The organism is Arthrobacter sp. USHLN218, from assembly GCF_037144715.1.
Lineage (GTDB): Bacteria > Actinomycetota > Actinomycetes > Actinomycetales > Micrococcaceae > Crystallibacter.
The window spans coordinates 97,854-120,143 of record NZ_JBBCYT010000004.1; the positions used below are offsets into that span (position 1 = coordinate 97,854).

The window sequence follows — 22,290 nt, forward strand, 5'->3', positions numbered from 1 at the left end:
TCCTGACCCCTTCAGTCCGTCCGGCGGCGGAGGAACTCCACGCTGAGCCGCAGCACCTCCCACGCCGCCTCCAGGCGCAGGTCGAACTGGTACTGGTGCCCCGGCCCCTTCTCCGTCCCGGGGAAGAACTCCTCGACCTCGGCCCCCTTCGCCTTGAGCGCGGCCACCAGCCCCAGCGAGTGCGGCAGCAGCGGGTCGGCGTTGCCGGCGGAGATGAAGGCCGGCGGGAACCTCCCGTCCACGTGCTGGGCGACCGACGCGAGCGCGATGTAAGGCCGCTCCAGGTAGTCCCTGGCCCCGGTGTAGGACCAGAGCACGGTGCGCAGATAGTTCTGGTTTCCGGCCTGGTCGGCCCCGGCCAGCGACAGGTCGTAGGCCCCGCAGTGCAGCAGCACGGCGCGCAGCTTGTCCGCTCCGATGGGCGACGCGATGCCCAGCTTCCCGGCATAGTCCGCGTCGGCGACCACCAGCGCCAGCTGCGCCGCGATCTGCGCGCCGGCCGAATCCCCGGCCAGCACGATCCGTTCCGTGTCGATGTGCAGCCGGTCGGCATGCTCCTCGAGGTAACGCAGCGCCGCGGCACTCTGGCGGACCGGGGCCGGATAGCGCCGCGTGTGGGCCAGCGAATAATCGACCCCGACGGCAGTGAAACCGTAGGAGGCCAGGATCCTCAGGTAATTGGCGACGTCGTTCTTGTTGCCCGAGATCCAGGCGCCGCCGTGGATCCAGACCACGGTCGGCAGGCGCAGCGACTCCTCCGCCGCCTTCCGGGGAAAGAACACGTCCAGGTACGTGTGGACCCGGTGGCCGAGGTAGTGCTGGTCCAGCAGCTCGGCGATCCCGTCCGGCACATGCTGCGCCATCGCCTCGGCGGTGCGCCGTCCGTCACGGTCGGCAAGGACCCGCAGCAGCACCGCCAGCGGAAGCGGGCTGAAGCGCAGCCAGAGCAGCAGGCCCCCGGCCAGCGCCACCAGGAGGGAGGCGGCCACGGCCGCGGCCCGCAGTGTCCGCCGGTAACCGACCCGCATGGGTGCCTCCTGAGGCTAGGAAACAATCGTCCGTCGCCGCGGCCCGCCGGGCAAGCAAACAACGACGGCGGTTCCAGGCTCCTGCTTTTCCGCGTCACCGTGCCGCCTCGGGTTCTGGCATCCCGGCGGATTGTGGGGAAGGATTGCCACAAGATGGACATATCAACAGGTTGGCCGTGAGGAGCTTGGCATGAAGATCAGTGCGCTGGTGGTTGAGGGCAAGGACGCCCCGTTTGTCCGCGAGGAGCTCGAGCTGGACGCGCCCGGGCCGGGCGAAGTGCTGGTGAAGGTCGCCGCCGTCGGACTCTGCCACACTGACCTGATCACCCAGGCCGGAGACATGCCGCTGCCGCTGCCCGGCGTGCTGGGCCACGAGGGCTCCGGCGTGGTGGAGGCCGTCGGCCCGGGCGTGGCCAACGTGGCAGTTGGCGACCACGTCATCATGGGCTGGCCGTACTGCGGCGAATGCAGGAACTGCCTGCGCGGCGAGCACCGGTACTGCCTGCGCCTGGGCGAGGCGCTGGTCAGCGGCGCGCGGTTCAAGGGACCGGACGCCGGCACGTCGGCGTACACCCGGGCCGACGGCAGCAGGATCTCCGGCCACTTTTTCGGCCAGTCCTCGTTCGCGGACTACTCGCTGGCCCTGGCGTCGTCGCTGGTGAAGGTGGACAAGGACATCGCGCTGGAACTCGTCGGCCCGCTGGCCTGCGGCATCACCACAGGTGCCGGAGCCGTGTTCAACACCGCCCAGCCGGAACCCGGCCAGTCCCTGGTGGTGTACGGGGCCGGTGCCGTCGGCCTCGCCGCCGTGATGGCAGCAAAGAACACACCGGCCGCCACCATCATCGCCATCGACCTGCACGATTCGCGGCTGGAACTGGCCCGCGGATTCGGTGCCACCCACACGATCAACTCCGGCAAGGTCAACGCCCTGGAGGAGATCCGGCGGATCTGCGGCGGACCGGCCGACTACGTGCTGGAGTGCACCGGCAACATCAAGGTGCTCGAAGAGGCCGCCGATGCGGTCGGCATGCTGGGCACCCTGATCCTGATCGGCGGCGCCCCGGCGGAGGCCCGGTTCTCCGTGGACCATCTGCGCACCCTCTGGGGCAAGCGGATCATCGGCACCCTCGGCGGCTCCACCACGTCCCAGCAGCTCATCCCCGGGCTGATCGCGCTCTACAAGGCCGGCCGCTTCCCCTTCGACAAGCTGGTCAAGTACTACGGCTTCGACGAGATCGACCAGGCCGTCGCGGATTCCACCTCCGGCGACACCATCAAGGCCGTGCTGAAAACGGCCGGCTAGCTCCAGGACCAACCAGCAAAAACCACCGAAAGGACGGAAAATGTCCCTGCTTGAAACCTCCCTGTGGGATGGCAAGATCTACGTCAACGGCTGGCGCGAGGGCGGCAGCGGCGCCGCGGACAGCATCGAACCGGCCACCGGCGACGTGCTGGGCCGCTACGGCGTTGCCTCCGTCGAGGACGTCAAGGAGGCGGCCGCGGCGGCCGCCGCGGCGCAGAAGGAGTGGGCCGCCCGCAAGCCCGAGGAACGCGCCGCCGTGCTGCGCCGAGCCGGCCAGCTCTGGGAAGATCACGCCGAGGAAATCCAGTCCTGGCTCGTCCGCGAGTCCGGCGGCATCGGCCCCAAGGCCGGGCTGGAGACCCACATCGCCGCCAACGAATGCTACGAAGCCTCGGCACTGCCCTCGCTGCCCGCCGGCGACGTCCTCACCACCAACGAGAACCGCTGGTCCTTCGCCCGCCGCCGCCCGGTCGGCGTCGTCTCCGTGATCGCCCCGTTCAACTTCCCGCTGATCCTCTCGATCCGCGCCGTCGCCCCGGCCCTCGCGCTGGGCAACGCCGTGCTGCTCAAGCCGGATCCCCGTACCGCGGTTAGCGGCGGCGTCACCCTGATGCGCATCTTCGAGGAAGCCGGCCTGCCCGCCGGGCTGCTGGCCCTGCTGCCGGGCGGCGCGGACATCGGCGCCGCCGTCGTCGAGGCCCCCGAGGCCCGCGTCATCGCCTTCACCGGCTCCACCGCCGCCGGCCGCAAGATCGGCGAGTCCGCGGCCCGGAACCTCAAGCGCGTGCATCTGGAACTCGGGGGCAACAACGCCATGATCGTGCTTCCCGGCGCAGACCTGGCCAAGGCCGCCTCCGCCGCCGCGTTCGGTTCCTTCATGCACCAGGGCCAGATCTGCATGACCACCGGCCGGCACATCGTCCACGAAGACATCTACGAGGACTACGTCGCTGCGCTGGCCGAAAAGGCGAAGAACCTGCCCGTCGGCGACCCCAAGACCGGCACCGTCGCTATCGGCCCGATCATCGACGAGCACCAGCTCAAGCGCATCGACTCCATCGTCCAGAACGCCGTGTCCGCCGGGGCCCGGCTTGCCGCCGGCGGCACCAACAACGGCCCGTTCTACCAGCCCACGGTGCTGGCCGACCTCGACGCCAACAACGCCGCGTGGAAGGACGAAATCTTCGGCCCCGTCGCCCCGGTGACCAAGTTCGCCACCATCGACGAAGCCGTGGAACTGGCCAACAACAACGAGTACGGCCTGTCTTTGTCGATCCTCGGCGACGTCGGCCTCGCCATGCAGATCGCCGATCGCGTCGACTCCGGCAAGGTCCACATCAACGAGCAGACCGTCTCCGACGAGGCCAACTCCCCCTTCGGCGGAACGAAGAACTCCGGCAACGGCTCCCGCATCGGCGGACACCAGGCCAACATGGAGTCCTTCACCGAAATCCAGTGGCTCACCGTGCGCCCGGAAATCGCCGAATACCCCTTCTAGCCACTACGGTTTCCAACCCCAACTGGGATTACGACGTCGGGGGGGGGGGGGGGCCCCCCCCCCCCCCCCCCCCACGTCGTCGCAGCCTTCCCGCCGCCGCAGCCAGTCGGCCGTGTTTCCAAGGTTCTCGGGTAACCGTTAGTGTTGGCGGTGGCGAGACCGACCGGTCTTGCCACCGTATGAGGCTTTCTTTCGCTTAGCGACCGTGAGTATCGCTTCCTGTTTGGAAGGGCCCCCATGGAGCCATCCACAGAAACGCACGTTATCCTGTCCCACCCGGTTGCCACAGATGAGGCGGTAGAGCCCGCCGGACCGGATGCCACCCCAACGATGATCCAGCCTCGTATGCCCGAGGCCCTTGCCGCGCCGGCGATCCTGCAGGTGTGGCTGGCCGCAGCCGACGTCGAGAGCACGCGATGGGCGCTGGACCAGGCCGAAAACGACTTGTCCGAAAGCGTCCAGGCGGTAGTCGCCAGAGGCTACGAACCGGCCGCCGTCGCAGTCGCGGCCGGCTTGACCGTCGCGGAAACACGAAGTCTCCTCCAAGTGCCGGCGGACGGACAATCCGCTGAAGACGAGTTCGTCACCGGGCTGCCCTGAGGCAGCCCGCCCGCCGGGCCCGCCTTGGCTCCCTCGAAGGTTAGGGATGCATCAATTCCAGGATTCTGCGCCACCCGGGCGGGAGCAGAAGAGACCATGGGGATGGCGCTGGGGTCAAGCAGCCGGCTTCAGCGCTCACACCTCTGCGAGCGCCACAGACCACCCGCCCGCCCTTCCTGCCCTGATATTGGCGAGGCCCCGAAACTCTCAGGTCTTCCCAAGGTGGCGATGCTACGTTGGCGGTTCCCTATCAGTGAGTGGTAGGACGACCGGCCGGTTGCCTCTTCGCGGATTGCAGCCGGCCGTGTCGCGTCCGCTGCCCTGCCGGGCAAGGCAACGCCACAGGCACCGGCAATACAACCCTCCCGCGTCAGACGTGCTGATCCACGAGGACGGGGTTGCCATCCGGATCCAGCACCATGAAGCTCCCAGGTCCCGTGGTGTCCTCGTCGGCCTCCGCCAGGAAATCTATGCCTTGGGCTTTCAAATGCTGCTGCAGCTCGCGAACATCCGTGAAGGAGTCGAGCGGCTGTGCGTCCTGGTTCCAGCCCGGGTTGAAAGTCAGCATGTTCTTCTCGAACATCCCCTGAAAGAGCCCGATCACCGTCTCGCCGTTCCGCAGGATCAACCAATTCTGGCCGATGTCGCCTCCGTGCTTGCTGAATCCGAGCTTCTCGTAGAACGCGGCAGAAGCCTCGATGTCTTTCACGGCGAGACTGACGGAAAAGGCGCCCAGCTGCATGTCGTTGCTCCACTCTCAAGAATGATGAATGCCTCCGATCCTAGCCGCGGCCAGCTACGAAAGGATCCACCTCAACTGTCTGTGCATGTGCCACCCGCGGCCCCAAAGCGCAGCCAGGAAGGTAGGGCGTCCCGGAAGGCGGTGCGGATGCCGGGGTCGCCGGCGGCCCGCCAGTCGACGTCCCCGCCGATCTCGGTTTCGTGCTTGTGCCATTCGAACCAGTTGAGCATCCGCAGCTGCGGGAAGTCCCGGGCGGTTTTGGCGGCGAAGAGCTGTTCCCACCAGGCTTGCTTGATCTCCGCTTCGGAAGCGCCGCCGCCGTCCTCGACATACAGGGCCGCGGTTTCGGGGATGGCCAGCGGTTTGCCGCGCTCCTTCGCGTAGTCGGCGTAGAAGTCCGGGACCGCCGTGTCGTCACCGCCGAGCCCGTCATAGGTGCCGGTGAGCTGGTCGGCGAACTTGCCCGGTTCGGGGATCTCGTTCTCGCCCCAGGGGTGGGCCGAGCCCCAGTGGTAGAGCGACATGCCGACCCAGTCCACGGCCGCGTCCCCCGGATAGTACGGCGAGTAGGGGTCGTCGGCCATGGTCAGGACGCCGTCGCCGTCGGTGTCCAGCACCCGGAAATCGGCAGTTCCGGTCTTCGCGGCGTGCTTGCCGCCGGTGAATGGGTAACCGCCCCCATAGTTCGGTGCCCACATCATCGATGAGCCCGGCGCCTGCTCGTGGACCGCCTCCGCGACCTTGCGGAAGGCCTTGATGTAGGCCTTGGGCTGCTGGGACCAGGCGTACCAGGAACCGTTCATCTCGTGGGCGAAACGCACGATCACCGGCACACCGGCGTCGTTAAAGTCCTTCAGGTCTGCAGCCAGGTCCTCGACGGCGTCGTCCGTCACTGATTCCAGCCCGTCCCGCGGCTCCAGCGTCAGTAGCAGCGACTGCCCGTCGGCGCGGACCTGCTCGACCGCGGCCTGCAGATTCGCCCGGTCCGCCTGCTCGTAAGGGAAGTCCGTGAAGGACACCGCGACGGCGGGTTTCCGGCCCAGGTCCGCCGCATATTCGGCCAGGGACTGGTTGGCCCAGTCCAGGTTCACCCCGAACAACGCCCCCGATTCCGGCGCCAGCGCGGCGCCGGCGTCAGCGGGACAGACCGTCGCAGACGGCGTGGACTGAGCCGATTCCGTGCCCGTTCCATCCGCCCCCGGCGCATTGGTACCGCATCCGGCGAGCACCAGCGCCAGACCGGCAATCAGGATCGTGCTTAATCGTTTCGTCACGTGACCACATTAACCGACGCCTCTGCACAAGACACCGCTGAAACCCGGATCACCGGGCCAGGGCCGGGTCGGAGAGTGCCCGAAGATCATCCTTGGGAAGCATCCCCGCCTACTCTGCCTTGGCTAGGCTCGAAGTTACGGAACGGAACCGATGATACGTGCTGGTGACGCCTCCGCGCGGCCCCGCATTCGCGTCCGTCACGCAACGCCACCAGCCGACCCCGCCGGGGCGTTCCCCGGGGCCGCACCCCGGACACCTTCCGCCAGCCCTTCGCACCTCACAGAGAGAGTTCATTGATGATCGCGGCACTGCAGGACTTCACGGCTTCCCTTCCCTCCGTCCTGCAGTGGGTGGGCGTGATGCTCGCGGCCGCCATTCCGTTCGTGGAGTCCTACTTTGGCTCGGTGATCGGGGTGCTCGCCGGAATCCATCCCGCCGTCGCGATCGCCGCCGCTATCGTCGGCAACGTCGTCTCGATGCTCCTCTTCGTCCTCAGCGCCGATAGCGTGCGCTCGAAGGTTGTCCGCGGGAAAGCGCCCAAGGCCCCCTCTGCCCGCCGGCTAAAGCTGCGCACCCAATTCGACAAATATGGAGTGGCCGGCGTCAGCCTGCTGGGCCAGACCATCCTGCCGAGCCAGATCACTTCCGCCGCGATGGTCTCCTTCGGAGCGTCGAAGAACGCCGTCATCTTGTGGCAGATCGTCTCGATCATTCTCTGGGGCACCGCCTTCGGCATCTTCGCTGCATTTGGCGTCTCCCTGGTCGGCTAAATCGGGGCAATAAACCACGACCGCCCCGAACCTCGGATTGTCTTCCGCGGCGCCTTCCGGGTAGCGTCCCAAGAATTCGACAGCCAGGTCCCGTGGCTAGGAGCCGAGGGCTGTGCTGATTTGGCTGGCGGTGCGCCTTACGGCGTCGAGGACCAGCGCGGCCCTGTCGCTATCGACCCGGAAGATCGGGCAGGGCGCTGACAACGTGCCAATCGGCCTGCCCTCACTGCGGATTACCGCTGCGGCACTCCAGACGCCTTCATCGATTTCCGCGGAGCTGGTAGCCCACCCCCGGGCCGCGTCCCGCCGGACATCTTCAAGGAACTGTTCGATCTCCACGGAGGGTCCCTGCTCCCCGCGGGCCAACGCCTCCTCAACGTATTTGCGCCGCTCGTCCTCAGGCCGGGCCGCAAGCAGCAGGTGTGCGCTGGCGCCGCGGAGAGGCGGCATGTGCTGGCCAACTTCGAATGAGAGCCGCAGCCGCCTCTGAGCCTCGACCCGGTGCGTGCAGACAGGCAGTCCGGCCACGGGCTGGACCAGCAGCACGGTTTCTTCCGTTTCCTCGCTGAGTGCCTGCATGAACGGCTGGACCACGTCGATCAGCGAGGTTGCCCGACGCGCTGCCTGCGACAGCGAGGCAACACGCATGGTGAGCCGGTACTTGCCGTGCTGCGACTCCTCGACCAGACCCATCTCGCGCAGCATCGCCACGTACCTATGAGCCGTCGGAAGCGGCACGCCCGTCATGTCCGACAGCCCTCGGACGGTCGCCACCGGAGTGTTCTCGAAGGCGAACAGCAGATCCAGCACGCGCCTGGCGCTGTCGGCCCCGCCCTTTGTCGAAGACATAAAACTCCCTTGTTGACTCGGTCACATTATCCGTTCTATGGTTTCTTCACCGCAGTGATAAGACGTTATCACAGAATGATAATTACGCAACTGTCAGAGTTTTCCGTTCGCTTTCGCCGCCTCATGCGGGCGAACCTCCATAGTTCTGGAGCTTCAATGTCGAGCACTGAAACCGCCATGCCTACTAGCGAGGTCAAGTTGTCGGGTTACCGATGGCTGGTCCTCGTCGCCGCCTGGCTCTCCTTTACCCTCACCTCCGTCGACCGATCAACGTGGGGACCTGCGTCCGTCTTCGTCGGCGAGAGCCTCGCCGTGCCGATCGCCAGCCTGGGCGCCTTTGCGACGGCCTACTACGTGGGCTACGTCGTCTCCAACGCGTTCAGCGGCTTCGCGTCCGACGCCTTCGGCGGACGGATTGTCCTGACCATCTCGCTCCTAGGGGCCGGCGTAGCCATGTTCCTGTTCGGATCGGTCACTTCGCCCCTCATCGGCATCAGCGTCCAGGCCGTTGTCGGGTTCTTCGCGGGCGCCGACTACTCGGCAGGCATCCGGCTGATCACCAGCTGGTTCCGCCCGCACGAGCTCGGCCTGGCCATGGGAATCTTCACCACCGCGACATCCATCGGCACCGCGATCGCCAACCTGGTCGTCCCGGCACTGATCACCCGTTCCGGTTGGGAGACCTCCTACCACCTCTTCGGCGCCATCTCCGTGGTAACCGCCGTCGTGCTCTTCTTCACCGTCCGCCCCGGACCGCTGCTCGAAGAACGGGCCAAAAACCGCGAGGACCGTAAGAAGCCGGAGTTCGGCTCGCTGGCCCGTAACCGCAACCTTCTCCTGACCTGCCTCGCCGGGCTCTGCGCGTTCTGGGGCCTCTACGGCTTCGTCACCTGGTCCAACGCGCTGATGATCAAGGGCCACGGCATCGCACCGGAGACCGCGGGCGTGGTGGTCGCCATCTTCGCCATCAGCGCGATCCTCGCGAAACCCACGATCGGGTTCGTCACCGACCGGTTCTTCAATGGTGCACGCAAAGCGCCTGCCATCTTCCTGTTCGGGTTGTTCGGCATCATCCTCATCGTGTTCGGGACCCTCGAAACATCCACCGCGTTCATCATCGCCGCCCCGTTCCTCGGCATCGCCGCGTACGGCTGGTCCCCGCTGCTGGTCTCCCTGGTGCCGCGGCTGGTGCACGGCTCGGTCACCGGCGCGGCCTCCGGCCTCGCCAACGCCACCTGGCAGCTGGGCAGCGTGTTCGCCCCCATGGCGGTGGGTGCTGTCTTCGCCGCCGCCGGGTCCTTCAACGCCGCCTTCATCACCCTGGCCGCCGGACCGATCGCCGGCATGCTCGTGATGCTCTTCGTCCGGGAACAGCGCCCGGATTCGACCACCGCAACCGCAACTGAGAAAGAAACTGCGTGATGTCAAAAGTTCTGTTTGTCCATCCCGAAGGCCGGATCCAGGAAGTCGACGCCGCGGAGGGGTCTAGCGCGATGCGCGCGGCGCTGACCGGCGGGGTAAGCGGGATCGCCGCCGACTGCGGCGGCGAGGCTTCCTGCGCCACCTGCCACGTCTACGTCGGCGAGGAATGGGTCGACAAGGTCGGCGGGCCCGGCCTTGATGAAGACGACATGCTCGAGTTCACCGAGTGCGAGCGGCAGCCCAACAGCCGCCTGTCCTGCCAGATCCGGATAGACGAGGACCTCGACGGCCTGGTCCTGAACCTCCCGGAGTCCCAGTGAGCGCCGGCACCGTGATCATCGGCGCGGGACAGGCCGGGGCCCAACTGGCCCTGTCCCTGCGTGAGAACGGCTACCTTGGCGGCATCGCCCTGATCGGCGACGAACCGCACGGCCCGTATCACCGTCCCCCGCTCTCGAAGGACTACATGGCCGGCGGGCTCACCGAGGCCGAGCTGCCGATCCGCACCGAGGAGTACTACCGGGACCAAGACATCTGGCTCCGCACGGGCGCACCCGCGACGGCGATCGACCGGGGCTCCAAGCAGGTTCTCCTCGCTACCGATGAACGGCTGCCGTACGAACAGCTCATCCTGGCAACCGGCGCCCGCAACCGCATGCTGGACTTCGACGGCGCCGAACCCGCAAACGTGCATTACCTGCGCACCCGCGATGATGCCGCACGGCTGCGCGGCGCCCTGGCGGATGCCCGGAATGTCCTGATCATCGGGGCAGGCTTCATCGGCCTGGAATTCGCTTCGGTCGCTACCGAACACGGGACCCGGGTAACCGTCGTCGAAATGGCCGACCGCGTCATGGCACGGGCCGTTTCCGAAGAGGTCTCCGCCCACTTCACTGACCGGCACACGGCGGCCGGCACCGAGGTGCATTGCGGAACCGCCGTCGAGGAGTTCATCCGCAGCACGGACGGCCGGGTCACCGCGGTGCGCCTCGGCGGACAGGAGCGCGACGTCGATCTGGTCCTCGTCGGCATCGGCGTCATCCCCAACAGCGAGCTCGCCGAAGAGGCAGGCCTGGCGGTCGGCAACGGCATCGTCGTCGACTCCAGGCTGGTCACATCCGACCCGTCGATCTCTGCCATTGGTGACTGCGCGAGCCATCCCCGCCCCGAAACCACGACCCTGGTGCGCGTCGAATCGGTACAGAACGCCGCCGACCAGGCCCGGTTCCTGGCCCGCCGGATCTGCGGTACCGAGGACGAGTATGCAGACGTCCCGTGGTTCTGGAGCCATCAGGCCGGCGACAAACTCCAGATCGCCGGACTATCCCAGCCCGACGACGCGTCCGTCGTCGTCGGTGATCCCGCATCGGGACGCTATTCGGTGTGCCGGCTGAGGGACGGACGCCTGGTCGCCGTCGAGTCCATCAACAGCCCCGGCGACCACCTGGCCAGCCGCAAACTGCTGGCTTCCGGCATCCGGGTGGACGAAGCCCGGCTGCGCTCCCCCGGCTTCTCCCTCCGGACGGCCCGGCCTGCACCCGCCCTGGCCAAGGCCTGACCCGTCCGCACGGGCAGATTCTTCGAGAAAGGACATGTCATGACAGAAATGACACGTGAAATGATGAACGGCCACGTCGACATTGAAAACGGCTACATCAGCCGCGAGCTGTTCGTCGACCCCGACCTATACAAGGAAGAGCTCGACAAGGTCTTCACCCGGGCCTGGCTTTTCGTCGGGCACGAGAGCCAGATCCCCGAACCCGGCGACTTCTTCACCTCCCGCATGGGCGAAGAATCCGTCATCCTCTGCCGCGACAAGCGCAGCGAAATCCACGTTTTCCTCAACTCCTGCCGCCACCGCGGCATGAAGGTCTGCCGCTACGAATCCGGCAACACCTCCCTCTTCACCTGCCCCTACCACTCCTGGACCTACACCACAGACGGCAAGCTCCAGGGCGTGCCCCAGTACCGCAGCCTCTATGAGGGAATGGACCGCGAGGCCAACGGGCTCATCTCTGTCGGCAAGCTCGCCAACTACAAGGGCACCATCTGGGCCACCTGGGACAAGGACGCTCCCGACTTCCTGACTTACCTCGGCGACGCGAAACTGCACCTGGACCAGGCACTGGACTGCCGCGACGGCCGCGAGGGCGGCTCCGAGGTCATCGGCATCCACAAGTGGATCTTCCCGGCCAACTGGAAGTTCGCCGCGGAAAACTTCCTCGGGGACACCTACCACAACCCCAGCCACCGCTCCGTGGACCTCATCGGCATCGGCCCCAGTGCAGAATCCGGCAAAAAAGGCCGCCGCGATGACGAACTCGAAAAGGCCGAGCACATCTGGATCAGCTTCCCCGAAGGCCACGGGGTGCACTCAGCGGTCCAGCCCTCGGCCAACGAGTACATCGAATCCTTCCTCGACAACCCGGTCCTGGAGGAATACTTCCGGCACTGCTACGAGGAGCGCAAGGCGCGGCTCGGCGAACAGGCCCGCTTGCTGCCCTTCGTCGGTTCCATCTTCCCGAATACCTCCTACCACGGCCGCCAGCCGCGGGGCCTGTGCGCCTGGCACCCGCACTCCCCCACCAGCACCGAAGCCTGGCGCTTCTTCCTGGTCGACAAGGACGCACCCACCGAGGTCAAGGACTACCTGCGCCACTACTACATGCGTTACTCCGGCCCGGCAGGCATGACCGAACAGGACGACATGGAGAACTGGCTCTACGCCACCGCCGCCAGCACCGGCACCGTCGCCCGCCGCTATCCCTTCAACTACCAGCAGTCCCTGGGCAAGTCCACCAACAACCACGACTATCCCGGCGACGTCACCCTGCAGCCCACCGAGCAGATGGCCCGGGGCTACTACCGCACCTGGCAGAACTACATGAACAGCGCCTCTTGGGACACGCTGCTGGGCAGGGACGGCCGATGACCGAGTCCAAAGTCGCCGTCGTCACCGGCGGCACCTTCGGCATCGGCCGCCGGATCAGCATCGGGCTAGCCGAACGCGGCCATCGCGTCATCGCCTTCGGTGTCGACGCAGCACAGAAGTCCAGCACCGCCGATGGCTCCGTCAGTGACTTCCGCAGCGAGGTGAAGGAGCTTGGCCTCGACGTGGAAGTGATGGAAGCCGACGTCACCGACTCCTCCGCCGTCGCCGGCGTCGTCGACCATGCCCTTGCCCGCCACGGCAGGATCGACGCCCTGGTCAACAACGCCGCCATCGGGCCGCTCGGCACCGTGCTGGACACCGAGGAGGAGCTGTTCGACAAGATCATCGCCGTCAACCTCAAGGGCACATACCTGTGCTCGCGCGCCGTCCTGCCCCACCTCGTGGAGGGCGGAGGCGGCTCGATCGTGAACATCGGTTCCGGAGCCGGCTGGGGTAAGCCCAATATGGCCGCCTATGCAGCGAGCAAAGGCGGGGTCTTCGCCCTGTCGGCGGCCACGGCCTACGATTTCCTCCACGACCGGGTCCGCGTGAACACCGTGGTACCCGGCGGCGGCGGCATCATCTCCGGCATGACGCTCGGCCGCGTCGGCGGCAACATAGCCAACGTCGACCCAGGCGCGCCAGGATCCGCCGCCGGCCGTCCGGTTGAAGGCACAGACATCGCCAATGTGGTCGCGTTCCTGATCAGCGACGAAGCGGCCGCCATCTCCGGCACCGTCGTCGACGTCGGATGCTTCGCGCACCAGGGCGGACCAGCCAAGAGAAAGGAAACCAAGTGACCACCCAAGAAATGACCAGCAGCGCCGCCGTACAGCCCGGCATCGACCGCGACGAGGACTACTACCGTCTTAAGGCCGACGTCGAGGACTTCCTCTACACCGAGGCCGACCTTCTGGACGAACGACGTTTCAAAGACTGGCTCGACCTCCTGACCGAGGACGTCACGTACTTCATGCCCATCCGCCGCAACGTCAAATTCGGCCAGCACGCCGAGAAGGAAAACACCCGCCTCGGCGAAGGCATCAGCTGGTTCGACGAAGGCAAATGGACTCTGAACAAACGCGTCGAGCAGATCCTCACCGGCGTCCACTACGCCGAAGAACCGCTCTCCCGCGTCTGCCACATGGTCACCAACGTCCAAATCCTGGACGTGCGCGACGACGGACCGCAGCGGGAAGTCGATGCGCGCTCCCGCTTCCTCGTCTACCAGAACCGCGTCGAGTACGAAACATACTTCTTTGTCGGGAAACGCTCGGACACGCTCCGCCTGACCGACGAGGGCTTCAAGATCGCCCGCCGGGAGATCATCCTCGACCAGAACGTGCTGCTGGCCAAGAACCTGACCACCTTCTTCTAAAAGGACAACCGATGATTAATGTCTTTGATCTGACCCCGGGAACACGAGTGGAACTGCTTGACGGCCGCCAGGTCACCGTGGCCGAAAACATGGAAGACGGCCAGTGGGTGCAGATTGCGGAAATCGAAGGAGCAGATACCGAGCTCGCCCACTCGCAGGACATCCTGCGCGTGGTCGAGGCATAGCCGGAAGGAACCAGCATGCTGCGCTTTGACCACATGCCAAGCGACTTCCACCCCGTCTTCCTGTTCCTAGGGGACAGCAACGACCTGGGACGGCTGGTCCGGCTGCTCAGGGATTTCGCTGCGTCGCCCGGGGAAATCAACGTCAGGGAGGCGATCCCGGACGCCGGAGGTCGCTCGCAACTGGCGCTGGTACCTGCAGAAGGCCCCGACGCGCCGTATGGACTGAGGGAAACGCCCGAGTACAACAGTTTCGTCTGGACGCTCAACGCCTGGCAGGCCGACCAGATTGCGGCCCGGGTCGATGCACTGACTCCGGCGGAGCTCAAATCCGGCAACGACATCCTCGAACTCGGCCTGGAAGGAGAAATCCCGGTCAAGGTGTCCCGCGGGGAATTCACCGATAACTTCCTCACCCCGAAACACCATCTGGACCCGGACTACGAACACACCGCAGGAGCCTAGTCTTCCTGCCTCCGGGCGGTGGAAGCGGCCTCGCTTCCACCGCCCTTTTCTGAAATCGATGCGCGGAGGCAGCCCTCCCGCTCCCCCACCGGCACCGCTAGGATCGCCCCCATGGAATTCGTTGTGATGTACCGGCTGACTGAGGGCGTTGACCGCTCACGCATCTTCGAGACGTTCCCCCGCCACAAGGCCTACTACGAGGCATTCCAGGCCGACGGCGGGGGGCTTATCGCGCTCGGACCGTTCCAGGCCTCCGATCCCGCCGGCGCGTCGATGGGCATCTTCACTTCCCGCGAGGACGCCGAACGATTTATCGCCGGCGACCCGTTCACCACCGAGGGACTGGCGGACGCACGGATCCTCGAGTGGGACGTCGTGCGGTTCAAGTGACGGCATCCGGGGCAGCAGCTGCGGCGGTGAACGCCGCGATCGAGGGCTCCTCGACGGGCCAGGTCATCACTCTGCCATGACCTTTCGCGGCTCCCGGCTGGCTGGTTCCCGGACGTCGCTCTGCCACTGGCACCATGACCAGATCCGGCCCGCTTGCTCCGCCGCGCTTGCCCCGCCGACTCTCAAGGACTGCCCGCGGTAGCGCAGTTCGACGTCGTTCCTTCCGGCCGCCCCGGAGTCCGGGCAGTGCAGGACGGCGGTGAGTGCCTCGAAACGCAGGGTCACGGTAACGGAGCCGCCGCTTTGCTCGATGTGGGCGATCTTCACCGGAGTGTGGTTCCGGAGCTGGTCCAGCAGGTCGTGCATGAGCATGTTCCTCGAGATGCGCAGGAGAAGGGCGTTGGTTGGGCGCCCTTCGGCGGCCCTACCAACGATATTCAACCGCGCACTGGAAGGCTCTGTGTCCAAGTGGCCGGGTTTGTGGCGAACTACACGGTAGGGGGCAGAAATAATCGGGGCGGAGGCTTTGGAGCCCGGCCCTCGGGGGACCGGGCTCGCCAGCGTTCCGGGTTACGGCTTGAGCACCACCTTGATGCAGCCGTCCTCCTTCTTTTGGAACTTCTCGTACATCTCCGGAGCCTCGTCCAGGGACGCGGTGTGCGTTTTGAGGTCGAGAACACCGAGCGGATCAGAGGGGTCGTCGACCAGCGGCAGCAGGACGTCGGTCCACGACCTCACGTTGCACTGGCCCATGCGCAGCTGGATCTGCTTGTCGAACATCGTCAGCATCGGCAGCGGGTCCTTCATGCCGCCATACACACCGCTAAGCGAGATCGTTCCGCCGCGCCGGACGGCGTCGATGGCGGTGTAAAGGGCGCTGAGCTTGTCCACTCCGGCCGTTTCCATTGCCTTGCGGCCCAGCGGAGACGGCAGGATTCCCACAGCCTGGTGCGCGACGCCGGCCACGTGCGAGCCGTGAGCCTCCATCCCGACAGCATCCAGCACGGAGTCCGGACCGCGACCGTCGGTGAGGTCCTTCAGCCGCTCGACCACATCGTCCGAGGACTCCAACGTCTCGATGCCGTGGCGCTCCGCCATGGCCCTGCGCTCTGCGACCGGGTCGACCGCCAACACGCGGTAGCCCAAGTGCCTGCCGATCCGGGCGGACATCTGGCCGACAGGACCCAAACCCAGCACGGCCAGTGAGCCGCCCTCGGGGGGCGCGGCGTACTGGACGCCCTGCCACGCGGTGGGCACGACGTCGGAGAGGTAGAGGTAGCGCTCGTCCTCACCGGTGTTCGGAACCTTGATCGGACCGTAGTCGGCATGCGGAACACGAAGGTACTCCGCCTGCCCGCCGGGTACCGAGCCGTAGAGCCGGGAATAGCCCAGGAAGACCGCCCCGCTGTTGTACTCACGAACCTGGGTGGTTTCGCACTGTGATTGCAGGCCCTGCTTGCACATGAAGCAGTGGCCGCAGGAGACGTTGAACGGGATGACCACACGGTCCCCGGCCTTAATATGAGTGACGGCCGAGCCCACCTCTTCGACGATCCCCATCGGCTCATGGCCGATGATGTCGCCCTTGTCCATGAACGGCGCGAGCACCTCGTAAAGGTGCAGATCCGATCCGCAGATGGCCGTCGAGGTGATCCGGACTATCGCATCCGTCGGCTCCTCGATCCGCGGATCCGGGACCTCCTCGACGCTTACCGAATGTTTGCCCTGCCATGTCAATGCCTTCATACGTCCTCCTCCTCAGGGCCGCCGCCCCGGCCGGAACGACGGCTTGCCGGCCTGCTCGGTGAACCGAACCCCGCTACTCGATCGCGACAGCCAGATCTTCGGCGGCGCCCTCGCAACCGGTCGTTGTGCACCGGGTTCCGAAGGGGCTGCAAGCCCGATCTGCCTTCATGGTCTCCGTCCATTTGGGTGGAACCACCATAAACAGGAACGGATTTAGTAAGCAAACTTGGCATTTGTGCACAGGGCGCTTCACCACTGGCCGCGAGCCGAACCCGTCCAGCGATCGACACCCATCCTCGCCTGCGGAGGGCAGCGCTTCGCTCCACAAAATGCCGCGTGACAGTCTTCCTTAAGGGCCGGTTAAGAATCCCCCGCGAAGCTGTTCCGGGCCTGTGATGGGCGACACAGTTGATGGAAACAGCAACGAGGCCCGCCCGGGCACGAGGAGGATTTCCGGATGTCATCGAGCATCGCCCTACCAACCCCACCCAAGTCGCGCGTGGTCAGCAACGTCATCAAGGGCTGCCTCGGCAACCTGATCGAATGGTTCGATTGGTTCGTCTACGCGTCCTTCAGCATTTACTTCGCCAAGTCGTTCTTCCCGGCGGAGGACCTGACCGCGCAACTGCTGGCGGCGGCGTCGATCTTCGCTGTCGGCTTCCTGATGCGCCCGCTGGGCGGCTGGCTGCTGGGCATGTACGCGGACCGGTTCGGGCGCCGCAACGCACTCGCCATGTCCGTTCTGCTGATGGGCGCGGGGTCCCTGATGATCGCGTTGTCCCCTTCCTACGAGACGATTGGCATCGCCGCTCCGATCATCCTGCTGCTCGCCCGCCTGCTGCAGGGGCTGAGCGTAGGCGGCGAGTTCGGCTCCAGCGCAACGTACCTGTCGGAGATCGCCACCCCTGGCCGCCGCGGTTTCTACTCCAGCTTCCAGTACACCTCCATCATCATGGGCCAGCTGTCAGCGCTGCTGCTGATGATCGTGCTGCAGAACCTGCTGACCGAAGAACAGATGTACGCCTATGGCTGGCGGATCCCGTTCGTTGTCGGCGCCTTGGCAGGCCTGGTCGTGATGTGGCTGCGCCGCGGCATGGACGAGTCGGAGCACTACAAAGACGAGAAGGCCGCCGCGTCGGCCGAGGGAAAGAAGCCGGTCACCGGTCTACGCGCCCTGGCGAAGTACCCGAAGCAGCTGGCCGCCGTGTTCGGCCTGGCTCTCGGCGGCACCGTGGCCTTCTACGTCTACACCAGCTACATGCAGAAGTACATGGTGAACACCTCGGGCATCTCCAAGGAAGATGCGGCGTTGATCAGCTTCATCGCCCTGTTCATCTTCATGCTGCTGCAGCCGATCGCCGGCGCGCTGTCCGACAAGATCGGCCGCCGCAAGGTCATGCTGTTCTTCTCCATCGGCGGCACTATCGCCACTGTCCCATTGCTGACCCTGCTCTCCCACACCTCCAATGTGTTCGTGGCCTTCGGCCTGATGATGACCGGCCTGGTCTTCGTCACCGGCTACACCGCCCTGAGCGCGATCATCAAGGCCGAGATGTTCCCGACCAAGGTGCGTGCGCTCGGCGTCGGACTCCCCCATGCGATCGTGGCGGCCCTGTTCGGCGGCACCGCCGAACCGGTGGCCCTGGCACTAAAGCAGGCCGGCGTCGAGTCCATGTTCTTCTGGTACGTCACCGGCTGCATTGCACTGACCCTCGTTGCCGCCGTGATGGTCAAAGAACCCTCGAAGAACTCACAGCTGGACCTGCGCAAGGACGCCGGGACTGGCGATACGACCGGGGACCGGGAGCAGCCCGAGCTTGTCCCCGCCAAGTAAACTCAAATCCATATTCCAGCACCGTCGGCGGAGTCCAAGTGGCCCCGCCGACGGTGCCGTGAGCAGCAAAGGAGCATCATGCGGGTCGGCATTGTCGAGGACGACGACGGCGTGGCCGGCGCGATCGCCGACGGGCTGAAGATGCACCGCATCGAGTCAGGCCGGATGAGCCGTGGGCTGGACGTCCTGACCCGGCACCAGGAGTTCGACGTCATCCTGCTGGACCTCGGACTGCCTGATGCCGACGGAATCGATGTGCTGCGCCAACTGCGCCAGGTGAGCCTCGTTCCCGTCGTCGTCTTGACCGCGCGCGACGACGAGCGCACCATCGTGCGCACACTTCGCAGCGGGGCCGACGACTATCTGGTCAAACCCGCCAGGATGGCCGAACTACTGGCGAGAATAGAGGCGATCGGCCGCCGGATGGCCAGATCGTCCGCGGCGCCGGCGCCTGCTGCCCGCAGCTTCGGAGACATTGTCGTCGACCTTGGATCCCGCAGCCTGACCATCGGCGGAGAGCCCGTCCAGCTGACTACCAAGGAGTTCGACCTGCTGGCCATGCTGCTCGAAGAGCCCGGTGCGGCTGTCAGCCGGCAGCAGCTGATGGACCGGATCTGGGGCGATGCCTTTGTGGCGGTCTCCCGCAGCTTGGACGTCCATATGAATGCACTGCGCTCCAAGCTCGGCCGCAGCGGACTTATCGAAACCATCCGCGGATTCGGCTACCGCTGGACAGCCTGAGCCGACAATGCGCAACCGCCTGCTGATCGTCCTCGCCGTCCTGGCGGTACTCACCACGGCAACCTTTGCCATCCCGCTGTCCGTGGCCACTGCCGAGTCCCGGACACGCGAGTTCATCCTCAGCCGTGAGGCCGATGTGCAGCGGTTTGCGGGCCTAGCAGAGAACTACGTGGTGGCCGGCGGGGACGAGGCGCTCGACGAGGAGCTCACCAGTTACACGGACCTCTATGCGGAGCCGATCGCGGTGGTCTCCACCCGCGGCGTGGCTCCGCGCTCCACCGGCTTGGACCTTCTTTCCGAGGAGGTCCAGGCGTCCATCTCCCGAGCCGTGCGCAACCAGCCCAATCCTACGCCGCCACTGCTCACACCCTGGTCACCGGACACCGTCCTTTTCTCCCAGCCGATCGGCAACGACGCGCAGGTGTCAGGCGCCGTCGTCCTCGCCGCGTCCACCGCCGATGCCAAGGCCGACATCGGCCGGGGGTGGCTTGCCACGCTCGCCGCTGCGGTTGCCGCGCTGCTGGTCTTCGGGGTGATCGCCCAAACCGTCAGCCGGTGGGTGCTCCGCCCGCTCCAGCGCTTGAGCGCCCGTATCCGGGACCTCACCGCCGGCCTGCCCTTCGTCCCCCGAAGCAGTCCCGGTCCCGCCGGAACCCTGCCCACCGGCGGTCCGCCTGAACTGCGCGCACTGACACGCTCCTTCGATGCGATGTCCGCCGCCGTCATCGAATCGACGGCGGCACAGCGCCGACTGGTCGCGGACACTGCACACCAGCTGCGCAATCCCCTGGCCGCACTGCAACTGCGTCTCGACGTGCTGGAAAACCACGTTGATGCGGACACACGGCCATCCGTTGAACGGGCCGCCGCTGAGGCGGAGCGCCTCAACCTGATCCTCGGCGACCTTCTCTCGCTGGCCCGCGCCGAGACCCCCGAAGTTCCGAACGGGGCGGTGTGCGACGCTGCAGCGGTAGCCGCTGAGCGGCTGGAGTTCTGGCTCCCGGCGGCGAGCCGGTCGGGGAGCGCCCTGACGTTGCATTCTCCTGCATCCGCTCCCGTCGCCGTCACGGCCCATACCTTGGAGCAGATCCTCGACGTCCTCATCGATAATGCGTGCAAGTACGCCGCCGGCGCGCAGATCGACGTCGGCGTCGAACCCAAGCCGGGAGCTGCGACCACGGTGACCGTCGCGGACCACGGGCCCGGGGTCCGGGGCGAGCACCTCGACCGACTGACCGAACGCTTCTTCCGCGGCACGGACACTGCCGACCAGGCCGGGGCGGCGGGCGCCCGACCGGGCGGCACGGGGCTGGGCCTGTCGATCGCGGCGGCCCTGGCGGAGCGGTCCGGCGGCAGCCTGCGCTTCCGCGGGACCGAGGACGGCGGCCTCACCGCGCTGCTTGAGCTTCCCGCCGCTGCCGCTACCGATGCCAGGGCTAACGACGACGGCGCGAGCGGTTTAAGTGCCTATGGAACCGATCAGGAGGGGAGGCTCCCATGAGCGATTCCTTCCTGCCCAGCCGGCGCAGTGTATTGACCGCGGCCGCGGTGGGTGTGGCCGCTTTGGCCGGCTGCACCGCGCCGGAGCCGCCGTCACTGACCATGGCCGGCGGCGAGCGCGGCGGCTTCTTCAACGAGTTCTCCCAGCTACTCGCGGGGGCCGTTGCCCGTTCCAGGGCGGATTTCCGATTGAAGCCGCTGACCACAACCGGGACGCTCCACAATCTGGACCTGCTGGGCGCGGGCGGTGCCAGCATCGGGCTGGCTCTGGCTGACGTAGCGGTTGCGGACACGAGGGGGCTGGCCGCGATCGGCCGGGTGTACCAGACGTACTGGCAGCTGGCCGTGCCGGTGGACTCGCCGATCCGTTCGGTCGCCGACCTGCGCGGGCACAGGGTAAGCCTCGGACCGGAAAGGTCGGGTACCCGGTTCACGGCCCTGCGGATCCTGTCCGCCGGCGGTGTTGCCGCGGACGACGTGGCCGAACGGCAGATCGCCCTGGCCCAGGTCGGCCGCGCCTTGGTGGAGGGGCAGGTGGATGCCGCGCTGTTCGCCGGCGGCGTCCCGCTTCCGGTAGTCGAGGCCGCGGCCGGGAAGAGCATCCGGCTGATCGACCTGAATGCAGAGGTGGAAGCCCTGCAGCGCCGGTACGGCGCGGTCTACAGGGCCGCGCGGATCCCGCGCGGGGTATACGGAACGGAAACGGAAACCCGGACCCTCGGCGTCGCCAGCCTGCTGCTCGCCAGGACTGATGTGTCCGACGCGGTCGCCGGGCAACTGGTGGAGGCACTCGTGTCGCGGCCGGCCGACCTGGTTCCGGCGGAGACACTCGGCACCCAATACCTGGATCCAAGGGCGCTCATCACTACAGCAGGCGTTCACCTGCACCCCGGGGCAGCTGCCGCCTACCGCAGGCTCCACGGGTAGGCGCGGCTACGCCGTCGTCCGCTGCTCCCGGGCCTGGCGGGCGTCGAAATGTGCCGCGAGCAGCTCGCCCGCATGCATGATGTGGTCTTCCATCGCGGCCCGGGCGGCAGGGCCCTCGCCGGCTTTCACCGCTTCCAGGATGCGGGTGTGGTCCTCGGCCGTAGCCTGCGGCCAGCCCGCGATGCTGGAGTAGAACATCCGCGGAACGTAGCGGGTAGTCAGCCCAAGGACCCACAGGAGCTTGCGGGCATTGGCCAGCAGATTTATCTGGCGGTGGAACGCGTGGTTCTTCTCTTCCAAGAGGACCGTGTCTTTTCGGGCAGCGGCAGCAATCAGCTCGTGGTGGAGCGCTTCGAGCTCGGCGATTTCGTCCACTGAGCCGTTGCGCGCCGCGCGGTCCGCCAGCTCTCCGCCGAGCAGTGCCTGCGCGCGGAAAAGGTCGCGGATGTCCGCCCCCGTCAGCGGAGCGACCAGGAAGCCCTTGCGCGGCACCAGCTCGAGGAAACCCTCGACACGGAGGGCTTGGAGGGCCTCGCGCGCCGGAGTCGTGGAGATGCCAAGTTCCTCACCGATGGTCTCCGGCCGGATTTGGGAGCCGGGCGGCAGCTCGCCGGAGATTACAAGGGCGCGCACGTAGGAGGCCGCCTTGTCGCTCAGCTGCGGCTGCTGCTGCCGGATCTGTGCCATCGCGGGAACGCCGCTCCT

Annotated in this window: 24 protein-coding genes; 17 read left to right on the top strand and 7 right to left on the bottom strand. The window is 66.5% G+C overall.

Features of this window, described 5'->3' with window-relative positions; translation table 11 throughout:
* Positions 1 to 11: 11 nt before the first annotated feature.
* The gene (locus WFH44_RS10275; protein ID WP_336713770.1) at positions 12 to 1,028 is read right to left on the bottom strand and encodes an alpha/beta hydrolase; all 1,017 of its coding nucleotides are present in this window, start codon (positions 1,026 to 1,028) and stop codon (positions 12 to 14) included.
* Positions 1,029 to 1,218: 190 nt separating this feature from the next.
* Here WFH44_RS10275 and WFH44_RS10280 point away from each other — a divergent pair, with 190 nt between their 5' ends.
* The 3 genes from WFH44_RS10280 (at position 1,219) to WFH44_RS10290 (ending at position 4,432) form a co-directional block, all read left to right on the top strand.
* A complete protein-coding gene (locus WFH44_RS10280) occupies positions 1,219 to 2,334 on the top strand; it encodes an NAD(P)-dependent alcohol dehydrogenase (RefSeq protein ID WP_336713771.1) in 1,116 nt (371 codons plus the stop codon).
* 40 nt (positions 2,335 to 2,374) lie between these two features.
* Positions 2,375 to 3,832 carry an aldehyde dehydrogenase family protein gene (locus WFH44_RS10285; protein WP_336713772.1) on the top strand — a complete coding sequence of 486 codons (1,458 nt, stop codon included), beginning with the start codon at positions 2,375 to 2,377 and terminating at the stop codon, positions 3,830 to 3,832.
* A 237-nt stretch (positions 3,833 to 4,069) separates the two neighbouring features.
* Positions 4,070 to 4,432, top strand: a complete 363-nt coding sequence (locus WFH44_RS10290; RefSeq protein WP_336713773.1) for a hypothetical protein — start codon at positions 4,070 to 4,072, stop codon at positions 4,430 to 4,432.
* 370 nt (positions 4,433 to 4,802) lie between these two features.
* Here WFH44_RS10290 and WFH44_RS10295 read toward each other — a convergent pair whose 3' ends face one another.
* Together WFH44_RS10295 and WFH44_RS10300 are read right to left on the bottom strand one after the other, a co-directional pair.
* Entirely contained in the window at positions 4,803 to 5,174 is a 372-nt protein-coding gene (locus WFH44_RS10295) for a VOC family protein (RefSeq protein ID WP_336713774.1), read from the bottom strand.
* 71 nt (positions 5,175 to 5,245) lie between these two features.
* On the bottom strand, positions 5,246 to 6,448 hold the full coding sequence (locus WFH44_RS10300) for a glycoside hydrolase family 26 protein (protein ID WP_336713775.1): 1,203 nt from the start codon (positions 6,446 to 6,448) through the stop codon (positions 5,246 to 5,248).
* Between the two features lie 297 nt (positions 6,449 to 6,745).
* Here WFH44_RS10300 and WFH44_RS10305 point away from each other — a divergent pair, with 297 nt between their 5' ends.
* A complete protein-coding gene (locus tag WFH44_RS10305; protein WP_336713776.1) occupies positions 6,746 to 7,219 on the top strand; it encodes a hypothetical protein in 474 nt (157 codons plus the stop codon).
* 96 nt (positions 7,220 to 7,315) lie between these two features.
* On the opposite strand, the gene WFH44_RS10310 is transcribed toward WFH44_RS10305, so the two are convergent.
* Positions 7,316 to 8,068, bottom strand: a complete 753-nt coding sequence (locus WFH44_RS10310; RefSeq protein ID WP_336713777.1) for an IclR family transcriptional regulator — start codon at positions 8,066 to 8,068, stop codon at positions 7,316 to 7,318.
* Between the two features lie 156 nt (positions 8,069 to 8,224).
* Between WFH44_RS10310 and WFH44_RS10315 the strand changes: the two genes are divergently transcribed.
* The 9 genes from WFH44_RS10315 to WFH44_RS10355 all read left to right on the top strand — a co-directional run bounded on the left by WFH44_RS10315 (position 8,225) and on the right by WFH44_RS10355 (position 14,837).
* On the top strand, positions 8,225 to 9,490 hold the full coding sequence (locus WFH44_RS10315; protein WP_336713778.1) for an MFS transporter: 1,266 nt from the start codon (positions 8,225 to 8,227) through the stop codon (positions 9,488 to 9,490).
* Positions 9,490 to 9,810, top strand: coding sequence for a 2Fe-2S iron-sulfur cluster-binding protein (locus tag WFH44_RS10320; protein ID WP_336713779.1), 321 nt, complete (start codon positions 9,490 to 9,492; stop codon positions 9,808 to 9,810). The genes WFH44_RS10315 and WFH44_RS10320 overlap by 1 nt, the downstream gene beginning before the upstream one ends.
* The gene (locus tag WFH44_RS10325) at positions 9,807 to 11,048 is read left to right on the top strand and encodes an NAD(P)/FAD-dependent oxidoreductase (protein ID WP_336713780.1); all 1,242 of its coding nucleotides are present in this window, start codon (positions 9,807 to 9,809) and stop codon (positions 11,046 to 11,048) included. The genes WFH44_RS10320 and WFH44_RS10325 overlap by 4 nt, the downstream gene beginning before the upstream one ends.
* A gap of 39 nt (positions 11,049 to 11,087) precedes the next feature.
* Complete coding sequence (locus WFH44_RS10330; RefSeq protein WP_336713781.1) at positions 11,088 to 12,422, top strand: aromatic ring-hydroxylating oxygenase subunit alpha; 1,335 nt, start codon at positions 11,088 to 11,090, stop codon at positions 12,420 to 12,422.
* Positions 12,419 to 13,222 (top strand): SDR family NAD(P)-dependent oxidoreductase, encoded by an 804-nt coding sequence (locus WFH44_RS10335; protein ID WP_336713782.1) that lies wholly within the window; start codon positions 12,419 to 12,421, stop codon positions 13,220 to 13,222. Before WFH44_RS10330 ends, WFH44_RS10335 begins: the two co-directional genes overlap by 4 nt.
* Entirely contained in the window at positions 13,219 to 13,800 is a 582-nt protein-coding gene (locus WFH44_RS10340) for a 3-phenylpropionate/cinnamic acid dioxygenase subunit beta (protein ID WP_336713783.1), read from the top strand. The genes WFH44_RS10335 and WFH44_RS10340 overlap by 4 nt, the downstream gene beginning before the upstream one ends.
* An 11-nt stretch (positions 13,801 to 13,811) precedes the next feature.
* A complete protein-coding gene (locus WFH44_RS10345) occupies positions 13,812 to 13,985 on the top strand; it encodes a hypothetical protein (protein ID WP_336713784.1) in 174 nt (57 codons plus the stop codon).
* Between the two features lie 15 nt (positions 13,986 to 14,000).
* The gene (locus WFH44_RS10350; protein WP_336713785.1) at positions 14,001 to 14,447 is read left to right on the top strand and encodes a hypothetical protein; all 447 of its coding nucleotides are present in this window, start codon (positions 14,001 to 14,003) and stop codon (positions 14,445 to 14,447) included.
* 111 nt (positions 14,448 to 14,558) lie between these two features.
* On the top strand, positions 14,559 to 14,837 hold the full coding sequence (locus WFH44_RS10355) for a YciI family protein (RefSeq protein WP_336713786.1): 279 nt from the start codon (positions 14,559 to 14,561) through the stop codon (positions 14,835 to 14,837).
* A gap of 66 nt (positions 14,838 to 14,903) precedes the next feature.
* On the opposite strand, the gene WFH44_RS10360 is transcribed toward WFH44_RS10355, so the two are convergent.
* Both WFH44_RS10360 and WFH44_RS10365 read right to left on the bottom strand, forming a co-directional pair.
* The gene (locus WFH44_RS10360) at positions 14,904 to 15,209 is read right to left on the bottom strand and encodes a hypothetical protein (RefSeq protein ID WP_336713787.1); all 306 of its coding nucleotides are present in this window, start codon (positions 15,207 to 15,209) and stop codon (positions 14,904 to 14,906) included.
* 198 nt (positions 15,210 to 15,407) lie between these two features.
* Positions 15,408 to 16,583: a zinc-dependent alcohol dehydrogenase gene (locus WFH44_RS10365; RefSeq protein WP_336713788.1), complete on the bottom strand. Its 1,176-nt coding sequence runs from the start codon at positions 16,581 to 16,583 to the stop codon at positions 15,408 to 15,410.
* Between the two features lie 457 nt (positions 16,584 to 17,040).
* Here WFH44_RS10365 and WFH44_RS10370 point away from each other — a divergent pair, with 457 nt between their 5' ends.
* From WFH44_RS10370 to WFH44_RS10385, 4 genes are all read left to right on the top strand, one after another.
* A complete protein-coding gene (locus tag WFH44_RS10370; protein ID WP_336713789.1) occupies positions 17,041 to 18,417 on the top strand; it encodes an MFS transporter in 1,377 nt (458 codons plus the stop codon).
* Between the two features lie 78 nt (positions 18,418 to 18,495).
* Positions 18,496 to 19,158, top strand: a complete 663-nt coding sequence (locus tag WFH44_RS10375; protein ID WP_336713790.1) for a response regulator transcription factor — start codon at positions 18,496 to 18,498, stop codon at positions 19,156 to 19,158.
* 7 nt (positions 19,159 to 19,165) lie between these two features.
* Positions 19,166 to 20,659 (top strand): sensor histidine kinase, encoded by a 1,494-nt coding sequence (locus WFH44_RS10380; RefSeq protein WP_336713791.1) that lies wholly within the window; start codon positions 19,166 to 19,168, stop codon positions 20,657 to 20,659.
* Entirely contained in the window at positions 20,656 to 21,585 is a 930-nt protein-coding gene (locus WFH44_RS10385; protein ID WP_336713792.1) for a TAXI family TRAP transporter solute-binding subunit, read from the top strand. Before WFH44_RS10380 ends, WFH44_RS10385 begins: the two co-directional genes overlap by 4 nt.
* A gap of 6 nt (positions 21,586 to 21,591) precedes the next feature.
* Here the strand turns inward: WFH44_RS10385 and WFH44_RS10390 are convergent, their stop codons facing one another.
* Complete coding sequence (locus WFH44_RS10390; RefSeq protein ID WP_336713793.1) at positions 21,592 to 22,272, bottom strand: GntR family transcriptional regulator; 681 nt, start codon at positions 22,270 to 22,272, stop codon at positions 21,592 to 21,594.
* Positions 22,273 to 22,290 lie beyond the last annotated feature (18 nt).